Below are 13,315 nucleotides of genomic sequence, written 5' to 3' on the forward strand. Positions count from 1 at the left end.
GATATCAATTGAAAATCATTCTCGACAACGCTTAAGATGCCCGCCTGTTTCCTATACATTCCAGGGAGTCGGTTTGTCGGACGTGGATCTCAAGGGCCTGTTTCTCAAGCACGCCGATACCCTGCGCGGGTATCTGGCGCGCAAGGTACGGGACCCGCAATTGGCCGCAGACCTGGTGCAGGAGAGCTTCCTGCGGCTGGCGGAAAAACCGGCCGGTGAGCGCATCGACAACTCCCAGGGCTATCTCTATCGAACGGCAAGCAATCTGCTGATCGACCATATTCGTCAGGAAGCGCGGCGCAAGACCGACACCGTGCCCCATGAGGCGCTGGCCGAGATCGAAGATGACGTGGCCGGGTTGGAGGCTCAGGCAATGGCGCAGCAACAGCGACAGGCATTGAAGCAGGCACTGGCGGAACTGCCGGAGCGCACCCAGCAGATTTTTCGCTTGAACCGTATCGAAGGCATGACCCACGCCCAGGTCGCCCGGCACCTGGCTATCTCCGACAGCTCAGTGCAAAAGCATCTGGCCAAGGCGTTGGCCTATGTGATGCAGCGCTTGCAGGAAGGCGAGGTGGCGCCATCCGACGAATGAATTACCGAAAAATGCCAGGCCAGACGTCAGAGCGTCTACATAACGAAAATTCGAGATTCACACGTGAATAGCCAGGGTCCGCAACAGCACAGCATTACCGAGGCGGCTGCCGAATGGGCGGTGCGCCTGCACGCCGGTGCCCTGAGCGAACAGGAGCAGGCCGAGTTGCGCCAGTGGATCGCCCGCGACAGCCGTCACGAAGGGGCGCTGCGGTTTGCCGAGCAGACCTGGGCGGCATTGGGTGAAGTACATAAGGACGAGCCCTTACACCGACAACGGCCAGCCGCGCCGACCCCGCCCGTGCGCCGCACCAAACGCAGAAGGCCGTGGCAACGTGCAGCCGCTGTGGCGCTGGTCGTGGTGGTGGCCGGCGTCGGCTGGCTACGCGGGCCCGACGTGTTGCTGCACATGCAGGCCGACTACGTCACGCAAAAGGGAGAGGTGCGCACGGTGCACCTGGCGGACGGCAGTAGGGTGGAGCTGGATTCCGCCAGCGCCATTCGCCTGGATTACGATGGCGTGCAGCGGGGTATCAGCCTGCTCCAGGGCTCGGCGGTTTTTGATGTGGCGCCGATGAAAGGCGAAGAAACCCGGCCGTTCGTGGTGCACAGCGCCGGGGGCCAGACCCGGGCGCTGGGCACGCGGTTTGTGGTCGAGCGTGAGGGCCAGAGCCAGGCCTGGGTCGGTGTGCTGCAGCACAGCGTCGAGGTGTCTATGCAGGCCTCACCGACCACAGGCCCGGTCGAGCGCGTTGTGCAGCAAGGCCAGGCTGCGCGTTACAGCCTAAGTGACGGCGTGGTCAGCCTTGATCAGTTTGATGTGGATCGCGCCACCAGTTGGCGGCGCGGTGTGTTGATCTTCGACCGCCAGCCGTTGGCCAAGGTTATCGAGCAACTCAACCGTTACCGCCCCGGGCGGGTAGTGTTGACCGACGCGGCCTTGGGTGAGCGCGAAGTCAGCGGTGTCTTCCGCCTGGACATGCTCGACAGCGCACTCGCCACCCTGACCCAGGAACTTCAAGTGCAACGCTTGGACCTGGCCGGCCTCAGCCTGATCTATTGACCTTTCGCGTTATCGGCAGCAGCTCTGTCCTGTGGCGAGCAAGCTTGCTTGCGACTGCTGCGCAGTCGAACGGGAGCAAGCTCCCCCGCCACACGCGGGCTGGTTTTCAAACCCTCATTAAAAATTTCTAAAAAGCCTTACTGACTTCTCGCGTCTCGCGCGTCTTGCTAGGTGAGAAGCATTCGCATAAACAAAAAACGCTTAGCGCAGGGATAACCACACATGTCAGCACTCACCAAGGGGCGTATCACCGGCAGCCGGTTGGCCCTGGCCATTCACTTGGGATTGTTTGCCGTCGCCGCGCCGGTGCATGCCGTGCAGCCTGCGGCTGGCGCAGCCCAATCTGCTGTGTTGAGGTTCGACATTCCTGCGCAATCCCTGGGCAGTGCAGTACTGGCGTTCGCCGATCAGGCGGGCCTGCAAGTGCTGTTCGACAGCCAGCGCCTGCAAGGGTTGAGCAGCTCCGCGCTCAAGGGCAGCTTCGACGTGCAGGAAGGTCTTGGCCGCCTGCTGGGTGCCGCACCGGTTGAATATCGTTTCACCGGCGAGCGCCAGGTCACCTTGACCCGCGTCGAGCAACAGGCCGGAGCGCTGGCCTTGGGCACCACCACCATCACCGGCCTGCACAAGCAGGACTGGGTGTATTCAACACCACGTTCGGTCAGCGTGGTCGATCGCGAGCAACTGGACCGCAACCCGCCACGCCATGCTGCCGAGATGCTCGAAGAGGCGCCTGGCGTCTATTCCGCCGTCAGCCAGCAAGACCCTGGCCTGTCCGTGAATATCCGCGGTATCCAGGACTATGGCCGGGTCAATATGTCGGTCGATGGCATGCGCCAGAATTACCAGCAGAGCGGCCACCAGCAACGCAATGGCACGCTGTATGTCGACCCCGAGTTGTTGTCCGAAGTGGTGATCGAAAAGGGCGCGACCTCAACCCAAGGCGGGGCGGGCGTGATTGGCGGGGTGGCCAATTTCCGTACCGTGGAGGCCGCCGACCTGCTCAAGGACGGCAAGCAAATCGGCGGGCGCATTCGCCTCACCACCGGGTTGGGCGGGCGCAGCAACGGCACGCACTTTATCGGCAGTTCGGCGTTTGCCGTGGGGACCGACGTGTGGGACATGTTGGTGGCCGCCAGTGAGCGTCACCTGGGCGATTACAACCCCGGCACCAAGGGCAGCATCGGCGAGCTGCGTACCGGTGCGGCGTACATGCCGGCCAGTGAAGAGCGCATCAAGCACAGCACGGTCGCCTATTCAGGCTCGGTGATGCGCTCGCGCCTGCTCAAGCTGGGGCTCAACCTGCCAGTTGATCAGCGTCTGCAACTGAGCTACCTGGTCACCGAGGTCGACTACGACGACGTCAACATGATGACCGCCGAAAAGTCCCAGTTGTGGGAAAAGCTCGGCAGCAGCAACGTCAAGGCGCAGAACTTCGCGCTGGATTACAGCTATGCACCGGACAACCCGCTGATCGACTTCAAGGCCAAGCTTTACCATGTGGATACCCGCAATGACCAATCCACGCTGGCCAGGGGGATCAGCAAGGGTTACGACGTTACCTATCAAACCAATACCTATGGCGTGCAGGCGCAGAACACCTCGACCTTTGCCCTGACCGAGCTGGCCGCACTCAAGGCCAACTACGGGCTGGAGTTTTTCTACGATAAGGTTCGGCCCGATTCCAACCAGGCCGTAGAAGCCGGCTCGGCGCTGACGGCGTCGGCGGCGGAAAGCATCACGCCCAAAGGCGACCGCGCGATGGGCAGCGTGTTCGGGCGCCTGGATCTGGACTACGACGGTTGGCTGAACCTCAACGCCGGCTTGCGTTATGACCGCTATCGGCTGCGCGGCGAAACCGGCTTGAACACCCGCACGTTCATCCTCGGCACCACCCGCCAGATTGGGGTGCCGGTCAACTACGACGTGGATCGCGAGGAGGGCCGCTTCTCCCCGACCTTCGGGCTGTCGATCAAGCCCGGCGTCGATTGGTTGCAGCTCTTCGCCACCTACGGCAAGGGCTGGCGTCCGCCGGCGGTGACCGAAGCCCTGGTCAGCGGTCGGCCCCATGGCGGTGGTTCGGAGTCGATTCTCCCCAACCCCTACCTCAAGCCGGAGCGATCCACTGCGTGGGAAGTCGGGTTCAATGTGCTCAAGCAAGACCTGCTGTTCGCCGATGATCGCGCGGGCATGAAAGTGTCGTACTTCAACACCCGGGTCGATGACTTTTCCTATATGGCCCTGGGCGTGCAGCCACCCGGCTATGGCAACGTCAATATCGGCAGTGCGGCCTACGTCAACAACCTGGAAACCACGCGTTTTCGTGGCCTTGAGTACCAGCTCGATTACGACGCCGGCTTTGCCTACGGCCAGTTCAACTACACGCGGATGCTCGGCAGCAACAAGTTCTGCAGCAAAACCGCCTGGCTCGGCGGCGTGACCAAAACCCAGAAGCGGCCCGGCAACCGGGCGCCGGTGGATGCGATGGTACCGGACGATGCGGCCAATGCTGGCGTGGGTTGCAGCGCGATCCTGGGCTCTTCCGAACACATGCCCATGGACCGTGGCACCGCCACCCTGGGCGCACGGTTCCTTGAACGCAAGCTGGATGTGGGCGTGCGCGCTCGCTACAGCGCCGGCTACTACGTCAAAGGCGCCGCCGGGGTAACCACCGCGCAAACCGGCGTCTACCCCGCCGACTGGAAGCCCTACACCGTCTATGACCTTTACGGCAGTTACCGCGCCACCGATCAACTGACCCTGCGCCTGGCCATGGAAAACGTCACCGATCGCGCCTACCTGGTGCCGTTGGGCGACGTGCTGGCCTTCACCCTGGGCCGTGGGCGCACGTTGCAGGGCACCGTTGAATATCAGTTCTGACCGCTTTTGCCCAGTAACGGGCAAAACCACAGCAGGCAATTGCTTGCTGCGGAGTGACCACCCAATGACTTGGAGTTTTGCATGAGCATTTCTATTTCATACAGCACGACCTACGCCGCTAGCACCGTCGCCCAGTACCTGAGCGATTGGTCGGCCTACTTCGGTGATCTCAACCACCGTGAAGGTTCGGTCAAAGAGGGTGTGAACACCGGTGGTTTCAATCCTGGGCCGTTCGACGGCACCCAATATGGCGTATCGAGCAGCGTCAGTGATGCAGCAGTGGTTGCCGAAGGCAGCCTGCATTACACCTTGTTCAATCCGCCGACCCACACCCTGTGGGGCTCGCTCGATGGCCTGACCCTGGGCGATACCCTCGCCGGCGGCGCAACCAGCGGTGGCTACAGCATCGCCAACCAGGAAGTCAGCTTCACCAACCTGGGCCTGTCGAGTCTGCAGTCCGAGGGCCGTGACGGCCAGGTGCACAAAATCGTGTACGGCCTGATGAGCGGTGACAGTTCGGCGCTGGCCTCGGCAATCGACACCTTGCTCAAGGGCATCGACCCAAGCCTGTCGGTCAACTCCACCTTCGACCAACTGGCCGCCGCCGGTGTGGCGCATCAGGATTCGGCTGCGTTCGCCGCTGCCGATGTGGGCCTGGTCGGGATTCAGGACGCGCCGCAAGACTTCGCCCTGGCCGCCTGATGCAAAAAAGCCGATGAAAGCTCACGCCTTCACCGGCCTGGTTGAAACCCCGTCGCCGCCCGAGTTTTCGAAGGCCAGTGCGGCGGCGGGGGCAAATTCTGTGGGTGCGCCGCAGGTGCTGTCAACGCACCGGGCGAGCCCTTGCTTGACTCTTCAATGGGACAACCTCCATGACTCGGCCCGGTGCCAAGCGCGCGAATGAGATGCTGGCTGCACTCACGGCCTATAAAAGCGCCTTCTTCAACATCGGCCTGTTCTCAGCGGTGATCAACCTGCTGATGCTGGCCCCGGCGCTGTACATGCTGCAGGTGTACGACCGGGTATTGGCTTCCGGCAACCAGATGACCCTGCTGATGCTGACGCTGATGATCCTCGGCCTGTTCGCCTTGATGGGGGCGTTGGAGTGGGTGCGCAGCCAAGTGGTGATTCGCCTCGGCACGCAGATGGACATGCGTTTGAACCAGCGGGTGTTCGACGCCGCTTATGAAGCGCAACTCAAGGGCGGCAGCCAGGCCGCGGGCCAGGCCCTGCACGACCTGACCACCTTGCGCCAGTTCGCCACCGGCCAGGCGCTGTTCGCCTTTTTCGATGCGCCGTGGTTTCCGGTGTACCTGCTGGTGATCTTCCTGTTCCACCCTTGGCTGGGCCTGCTGGCGCTGGGTGGTGCGCTGCTGCTGATCGCGCTGGCGTGGGCCAACCACCATGTCAGCCAGGCGCCGATGGCCCTGGCCAGCCAACTGTCGATCAGTGCCAGTCAGCAGGCCACGGCCAACCTGCGCAATGCCGACACCATCGAGGCCATGGGTATGCTCGCCACACTGCGCGGGCGCTGGTTCAGCCAGCACCAGGCGTTTCTGGTGCAGCAGAACCTGGCCAGTGAAAAGACTGCGGTGGTCACAGCCTGGTCCAAGGGCGTACGCCTGGCCCTGCAATCGCTGGTGCTGGGTTTGGGCGCCTGGTTGGCGGTCAACGGCGACATTACGCCGGGGATGATGATTGCCGGGTCGATCCTGATGGGGCGCGTGCTCAGCCCCATCGACCAGTTGATCGGCGTGTGGAAGCAGTGGGGTTCGGCGCGCCTGGCCTATGAGCGTTTGTCGTTGATGCTGCAGGATAACCCGGCGCGACCGGCACGCATGAGCCTGCCAGTGCCCAAGGGCCAGGTAAGCCTGGAGCAGATCAGCGCCTGCGCCCCCGGGAGCCGCCGGCCCGCGCTGGCCAACCTGGGCTTCAGCCTGCCGGCGGGTGACGTGCTCGGTGTGATCGGCCCCTCGGGCTGCGGCAAGTCCACCCTGGCGCGGGTGCTGGTGGGGGCCTGGGCACCGCTGGCCGGCAAGGTGCGCCTGGATGGCGCCGACCTGGCCGTGTGGGACAAACAGCAACTGGGCCCGCATATCGGTTACTTGCCCCAGGACATCCAGCTGTTCGCGGGCAGCATTGCGCAAAACATCGCGCGTTTTGAAACGGTGGAGGCCGACAAAGTCCTCGCTGCGGCGCAAATGGCCGGCGTGCACGAGCTGATCCTGCAACTGCCGCAAGGCTACGACACGCAACTGGGCGAGGGCGGCGCAGGCTTGTCCGGCGGGCAAAAACAACGGGTGGCCCTGGCGCGTGCGCTGTACGGCCTGCCGGCGCTGATTGTGCTGGATGAGCCCAATGCCAACCTCGACGAAGTGGGCGAGCAGGCACTGCTGCAAGCCATCGCCCTGCTCAAGCAACAGCGCCGCACCCTGATTCTGATCACCCACAAACCCAATGTGCTGAGCCTGACCGACCAGTTGCTGATCCTCAAGGACGGCCAGATGCAGGCGTTCGGCCCGACGGCGCGGGTGTTGGAGGCGCGGCAAAAACCTGTGGCCAGCAAGCCGGTGTCGAGCATGAGCATGAGCTACCGCTTCGGTGAAGGAAAACCCGCATGAGCCAGAGCAAAGCTGCATGGGTCAGCGACCAGCCACACAACGTGCTGGCGCTGGATGACAAAAAATATTCGCGCCTGGGGTGGTGGCTGGTGCTTGGAGGCTTTGCCGGCTTTCTTGGCTGGGCGGCGCTGGCACCGTTGGACAAGGGCGTGGCGGTGCCGGGCAAGGTCATGGTGTCGGGGCATCGCAAGACGGTGCAACACCCGGCGGGCGGGATCGTCGAGCGTATCGAAGTGCGTGACGGTGACCGGGTACGCGCAGGCCAGGTGTTGTTGCGCCTGAAAGAAACACCGTTGCGCGGGCAGATGCAGTCACTGCGCAGCCAATACCTGGCGTCGCTGGCCAGCGAAGCGCGCTTGAGTGCCGAGAGCGAAGGCTTGCCGGCCATTGCATTTGGCCCCGAGTTGCTGGCCGATCCCGACGTCGCAAACACCCTGACCCTGCAACGCCAGTTATTCCAGAGCCGTGCCCAGGCCCTGGCCACCGAACAGGCGGGCCTGCGCGAAACCATCGCCGGCTTTGAGGCGCAGTTGCGCGGCACGCGGGCCTCCCAAGCGAGCAAAGTGCAACAGCGGGCGGCGTTGAATGAGCAGCTTCAGGGCCTGCGCGAACTGGCACGCGACGGCTACATCCCTCGCAATCGCCTGCTCGACAGCGAGCGGCTGTATGCGCAGATCGACGGCGCCATCGCCGAGGATTTCGGGCGTATCGGCCAGTTGCAGCGCCAGGTGTTGGAGTTGCGTTTGCGCATCCGCCAGTTGGGCGAAGACTTCCAGAAAGACCTGCGCACCCAGTTAGCCGAGACCCGCACCCGCAGCGAGGACTTGCGCAATCGCCTGGACTCCGCCGAGTTCGAACTGGCCAACAGCCTGGTGCGTGCACCGGCATCCGGCGTGGTGGTGGGGTTGCAGGTGTACACCGAGGGCGGCGTGATCAAGCCCGGTGAGGCCCTGATGGACATCGTGCCCCAGGACGAGCCGTTGTGGGTGGAGGCGCGGGTGCCGGTACAGATGATCGATAAGGTGCACCCGGGCTTGCCGGTCGAGTTGATGTTTTCGGCATTCAACCAATCCACCACGCCACGGGTGGCGGGCGAGGTCACGTTGGTCTCGGCCGACCGTCAGGTCGATGAGCGCACCGATGAGCCGTATTACACGCTGCGGGCCCAGGTCAGCGCAGCGGGTATGCAGCAACTGGACGGCGTGCAGATCCGTCCGGGGATGCCGGTGGAAACCTTCGTCAAGACCGGCGAGCGCTCGATGCTCAACTACCTGTTCAAACCCTTGCTGGACCGTACCCATATGGCCCTGGTGGAAGAATGAAGGCGTTGTTGTTCACCCTCTGTTTAAGTTGCACGCCAGCGGCAAACGCCCTGGGTTTGTTGGATGTGTATGATTTGGCGCTACGCAACGACCCGACCTTTCAGGCGGCGATCCAGGAGCGTGAGGCCGGTGAAGAAAACCGCGTGATTGGTCGAGCCGCGTTGCTGCCGAACCTGTCATGGAGCTACAACAACTCGCGCAATGAGTCCGAAGTCACCCAGAGTACGGCGGTGGGTAATGTCACCAGCGACCGCAATTACCGCAGCTATGCCTCGGCCCTGACCTTGCAGCAACCGCTGCTCGATTACGAAGCCTATGCGCGTTTTCGCCAAGGTACTGCCCAGGCGTTGATGGCCGACGAGCGCTTTCGCGGCAAGAGCCAGGAGCTGGCCGTGCGGGTACTGGGCGCCTACAGCCAGGCATTGCTGGCACAAGAGCGCATCGAGTTGAGCCGTGCGCAGAAGCGTACGTTTGCCGAGCGCCTGCAACTCAATGACCGCCTGCTCAAAGGCGGTGAGGGCACGCGTACCGATGTGCTTGAAACCCAGGCGCGCCTGAGCCTGGCCCAGGCCGAAGAGATCGAAGCCGTGGATGCCCAGGACAGCGCTTTGCGTGAGTTGGAAGCCATTGTCGGCCAGCCGCTGCACATCGAAGAACTGGCACCCCTGGCCCGCTCATTCGAGATCGCGCCGCTTGAGCCCAACCGTTTCGAAACCTGGCGTGAACTGGCCATGGCCAACAACCCCGAACTCAAGTCCCAGCACCACGCGCTCGACGTGGCCTCTTATGAAGTGGAGCGCAAGCGCGCCGGGCATTTGCCCAAGGTCAGCCTGTACGCGACCAGTCGCAAGACCAGTTCCGACTCAGAAAGCAGTTACAACCAGAAGTACGACACCAACAGCGTCGGCATTCAGATCAGCCTGCCGCTGTTTGCCGGTGGCTCGGTCTCAGCCTCTACCCGTCAGGCGGCCAACCAATTGTCCCAGGCTCAATACGAGCTGGACGCGCAAACCGCCGCAACCTTGGTGGAGTTGCGCAAGCAATTCAACCTCAACACCAGCGGCGCGGCCAAGGTGCGGGCCTATGAAATGGCAGTGAGTTCCGCCACGGCGCTGGTGAGCGCCACGAAGAAAAGCGTCAGTGGCGGCGAGCGGGTCAACCTTGATGTACTCGACGCCGAACAACAACTGTTCACCGCCCGCCGTGACCTGGCCAATGCACGCCACGCGTACCTGCTGGCGCGCATTCAGTTGAAGTATTACGCGGGGTTGCTGAGCGAGCAGGACTTGCGGGCGTTGGCCGGGTATTTCCGGCCCTCGGCATGAGTGGTTACAACCCGGCATTCGCCGGGTTTTTTGTGGTTACTAGTCTGTGAAACAGCTTCGGGAATCAGGAGCCGGTTGTCGGGTGGCAGAGGGAAATTGTTACCTGGCGGAAAATAACCTAACGGATGGGTTACGATGAGAGTAGGTGCTTACAAAGGCTACGTGATTTCAGTGTTTATCAGGGATGAGCATTGCCCGCCCCATGTGCATGTCAGGGGCAAGGGATGGGATGCACGCTTTCGCTTCAGTTTTTTGGGTGGGGATGTTGAGTTGTGGGACGTAGAGCCTGAACGGAGGCGGCCACCCATGTCGGTACTGAAGGAAATACGCGAGGCGATCATGCAGCGGCACTACTTGGCGCGGGCACGCAGGATTTGGTGGGAAAAACTGCAGACGGTTTGTCTGGAGAATCATTCCTGGGATTGGGACGCTGGTGAGTTGGTTCCAGGGTTGGTCATTCGACCGGGCGTCTACGTCATCGCAAGCGCCCGGCACGACGTTGTCGAGCAACGGACTATTTTGAATCTGGTAAGAGCGCCAGATTGCGTGGGGATTAATTTATGAAGATCGTAAAAGCTAAGGTCAAACCTTATGTACCTCTCACTGAGGCCGACGTTGACAAGGCAATCGCCCGAGGGCGCAGGTTGAAGCGCCTGTACGCCAACGCCAGCAATGTGCGTTATGAAAACGACTGCCTCTCCATCGGCTTCAGCGATGGCAGCCGCGTGGTGTTGCCGGTGGCTGGCCTTCCGGAGTTCGAGGGGTTTTCAGAGAAAGACTTTCAGCAACTGGAAGTGACGTTCGGTGGCAAGGCCATCAGCTGTGAAGCTCAGGACCTGGATGTTTCGATTACCGGCCTGATCGCTACGAGCCAGCCGCTGATGGATCTGGCAAGCAGCCTGGTGGCATCGCGCAATGGTCGCAAAAGCAGCGCGGCCAAATCCGCCGCCGCCCGTGCCAATGGCAAGAAGGGCGGGCGGCCACGCAAGGATGTACCAGAAACACCAGACACATGAAGAACCCGTGTGGGAGGGGGCTCGCCACAGCAAGCCCTCTCCCACATTATTGGGTCGATGCCCCGCGGTTTTATCGGCGGGTCAGCAACACACCCGATTCCATATGGTGCGTCCACGGGAACTGGTCGAACATCGCACATTGGGTAATCCGGTGCGTGTCATGCAGTTGCGCGATGTTGGCGGCCAACGTCTCCGGGTTGCAGGAGATGTACAGGATATTGTCGAAACGCCGGGTCAGTTCGCAGGTGTCCGGGTCCATGCCGGCGCGGGGCGGGTCGACGAATACGCTGCCAAACTCATAGCTTTTCAGGTCGATGCCGTGCAAGCGGCGGAATGGGCGCACTTCATTGAGCGCCTCGGTGAGTTCCTCGGCGGAGAGGCGCACCAACTTGACGTTACCGATCGCGTTTTCATCGAGGTTGCTCAAGGCCGCGTTCACCGAGGTCTTGCTGATCTCGGTGGCCAGCACGTTACGCACGCGGGTGGCCAGCGGCAGGGTGAAGTTGCCGTTGCCGCAGTAGAGTTCGAGCAAATCGTCCGGGCGGTCGCCCAAGGCTTCAAATGCCCAGTTGAGCATCTTCTGGTTCACCGTACCGTTGGGCTGGGTGAAGGCGCCTTCGGGCTGGCGGTAGCTGAAGGTGCGGCCACCGACCTCGAGTTTCTCCACTACGTAGTCCTGGCCGATCACATCGCGCTTGCCCTTGGAGCGGCCGATGATGCTCACATTCAGCTCAGCCGCCAGCTTGTTCGCGGCGGTGTGCCAATGCTCGTCCAGCGGGCGGTGATAGCACAGGGTGATCATCGCGTTGCCTGCCAGGGTGGTGAGGAACTCCACCTGAAACAGCTTGTGGCTCAGGGCGGCGCTGGCTTGCCAGGCGGCCTTGAGTTGCGGCATCAACTGGTTGATGCGCTGGCTGGCAATCGGAAACGCTTCGATCAGGATCGGCGTGCGCTTGTCGTCCTGGGAAAACATTGCGTAATGGCGATCACCGCCTTCGCGCCACAGGCGGAACTCCGCGCGCAGGCGGAAGTTTTGCAAGGGCGAATCGAAGACCTGCGGTTCGGGCGCGTCGAAGGGTGCCAGCAGGTCACGCAAACGCGTGACCTTGTCTTGCAGTTGAGCGGTGTAGCTTGCGGCGTCAAAAGTCATGCGTTGAACCAGCCCAGCTTGATCACAAACAGAATCGACAGGATTACCAGTGCCGGGTTCAGCTCACGGTAGCGGCCCGAAAGCAGCTTGATGGCGGTCCAGGCGATGAAACCGAAGGCGATGCCGTTGGCGATGGAGTAAGTGAAGGGCATTGCCAGGGCAGTGATCACCACCGGCGCTGCAACCGTAATGTCATCCCAGTCGATTTCGGCCAGGCCCTGGCTCATCAGCACCGCTACAAACAGCAGGGCTGGCGCGGTGGCATACGCGGGCACGCTGGCGGCCAGCGGCGAGAAGAACAGCGCCAGCAGGAACAGGATCGCGACCACGATGGCGGTCAAGCCGGTGCGGCCACCGGCGCTCACGCCTGCGGCCGATTCGATGTAGCTGGTGGTGGTGGAAGTACCCAGCAGCGAGCCAGCCATGGCGGCGGTGCTGTCGGCGATCAGCGCACGGCCCATTTTCGGCATATGGCCGTCCTTGCCCATCAGGCCGGCGCGCTTGGCGACGCCGATCAGGGTGCCGGAGTTATCGAACAGGTCGACGAACAGGAAGGCGAAGATCACGCTGACCAGGCCGATATCCAGCGCGCCCTTGATATCCAGCTGCAGGAACGTCGGAGCCAGCGAAGGTGGCACCGAGGTCACCCCGATGAAGGGCGTGAAGCCCAATACGATGGAGGCGATGGTCACCGCCAGGATACCGATCAGCACCGCACCGCGTACGGCCAGGGCTTCGAGCGCGACGATCAGGACGAAACCCAGCGTCGCCAGGATTGGCGCCGGTTGTTTCAAGTCGCCCAGGCCCACCAGGGTGGCCGGGTTGGCGACCACGATCCCGGCGTTATGCAGGGCAATCAGCGCCAGGAACAGGCCGATACCGGCAGCAATTGCCGAGCGCAGAGGCAGTGGGATGGCGTTGATGATCCACTCGCGGATGCGGAAGATCGACAGCAGGAAGAACAGCACCGCCGAAATGAACACCGCGCCCAGTGCCACCTGCCAGGTGTGGCCCATGTGCAGGACCACGGTGTAGGTGAAGAACGCGTTGAGGCCCATGCCCGGCGCCAGCGCAATCGGGTAGTTGGCGATCAGGCCCATCACGGTGGAACCGATGGCCGCCGCCAGGCAGGTCGCGACAAATACCGCACCTTTGTCCATGCCGGTCTCGCCGAGGATGCTCGGGTTCACGAACAGGATGTAGGCCATGGCCAGGAAGGTGGTGATCCCCGCAAGAATCTCGGTGCGCACATTGGTGTTGTGGGCTTTGAGTTGAAACAGCTTTTCCAGCATGCCGGCTCCCTGTGACGCTATTGTGCGTCGTTATTTGTTGACCTCTAAGTCA

11 protein-coding genes are annotated in these 13,315 nt (G+C 62.3%); 9 read left to right on the top strand and 2 right to left on the bottom strand.

Annotated features, from left to right (window positions below):
* Positions 1-73: 73 nt before the first annotated feature.
* From JH25_RS08900 to JH25_RS08860, 9 genes are all read left to right on the top strand, one after another.
* Positions 74-595, top strand: coding sequence for an RNA polymerase sigma factor (locus tag JH25_RS08900; RefSeq protein WP_032879370.1), 522 nt, complete (start codon positions 74-76; stop codon positions 593-595).
* A 63-nt stretch (positions 596-658) separates the two neighbouring features.
* On the top strand, positions 659-1,657 hold the full coding sequence (locus JH25_RS08895; RefSeq protein WP_032879372.1) for a FecR family protein: 999 nt from the start codon (positions 659-661) through the stop codon (positions 1,655-1,657).
* 222 nt (positions 1,658-1,879) lie between these two features.
* A complete protein-coding gene (locus tag JH25_RS08890; protein ID WP_032879374.1) occupies positions 1,880-4,537 on the top strand; it encodes a TonB-dependent receptor in 2,658 nt (885 codons plus the stop codon).
* Between the two features lie 81 nt (positions 4,538-4,618).
* Positions 4,619-5,239 (top strand): heme acquisition protein HasA, encoded by a 621-nt coding sequence (locus JH25_RS08885; RefSeq protein WP_032879376.1) that lies wholly within the window; start codon positions 4,619-4,621, stop codon positions 5,237-5,239.
* Positions 5,240-5,409: 170 nt separating this feature from the next.
* Entirely contained in the window at positions 5,410-7,158 is a 1,749-nt protein-coding gene (locus JH25_RS08880) for a type I secretion system permease/ATPase (RefSeq protein ID WP_032879377.1), read from the top strand.
* Complete coding sequence (locus tag JH25_RS08875; protein WP_032879379.1) at positions 7,155-8,480, top strand: HlyD family type I secretion periplasmic adaptor subunit; 1,326 nt, start codon at positions 7,155-7,157, stop codon at positions 8,478-8,480. The genes JH25_RS08880 and JH25_RS08875 overlap by 4 nt, the downstream gene beginning before the upstream one ends.
* Complete coding sequence (locus JH25_RS08870) at positions 8,477-9,805, top strand: TolC family outer membrane protein (protein WP_032879381.1); 1,329 nt, start codon at positions 8,477-8,479, stop codon at positions 9,803-9,805. The genes JH25_RS08875 and JH25_RS08870 overlap by 4 nt, the downstream gene beginning before the upstream one ends.
* 135 nt (positions 9,806-9,940) lie before the next feature.
* On the top strand, positions 9,941-10,369 hold the full coding sequence (locus tag JH25_RS08865; protein WP_032879383.1) for a DUF4160 domain-containing protein: 429 nt from the start codon (positions 9,941-9,943) through the stop codon (positions 10,367-10,369).
* Positions 10,366-10,821, top strand: a complete 456-nt coding sequence (locus JH25_RS08860; protein WP_032879384.1) for a DUF2442 domain-containing protein — start codon at positions 10,366-10,368, stop codon at positions 10,819-10,821. The genes JH25_RS08865 and JH25_RS08860 overlap by 4 nt, the downstream gene beginning before the upstream one ends.
* Positions 10,822-10,891: 70 nt before the next feature.
* Here the strand turns inward: JH25_RS08860 and trmA are convergent, their stop codons facing one another.
* On the bottom strand, positions 10,892-11,971 hold the full coding sequence (gene trmA, locus JH25_RS08855; RefSeq protein ID WP_032879385.1) for a tRNA (uridine(54)-C5)-methyltransferase TrmA: 1,080 nt from the start codon (positions 11,969-11,971) through the stop codon (positions 10,892-10,894).
* The gene (locus JH25_RS08850; protein WP_005791636.1) at positions 11,968-13,263 is read right to left on the bottom strand and encodes an NCS2 family permease; all 1,296 of its coding nucleotides are present in this window, start codon (positions 13,261-13,263) and stop codon (positions 11,968-11,970) included. The genes trmA and JH25_RS08850 overlap by 4 nt, the downstream gene beginning before the upstream one ends.
* Positions 13,264-13,315: the final 52 nt, after the last annotated feature.

Origin of the sequence: Pseudomonas sp. BRG-100 (assembly GCF_000737955.1) — a bacterium.
Lineage (GTDB): Bacteria > Pseudomonadota > Gammaproteobacteria > Pseudomonadales > Pseudomonadaceae > Aquipseudomonas > Aquipseudomonas synxantha_A.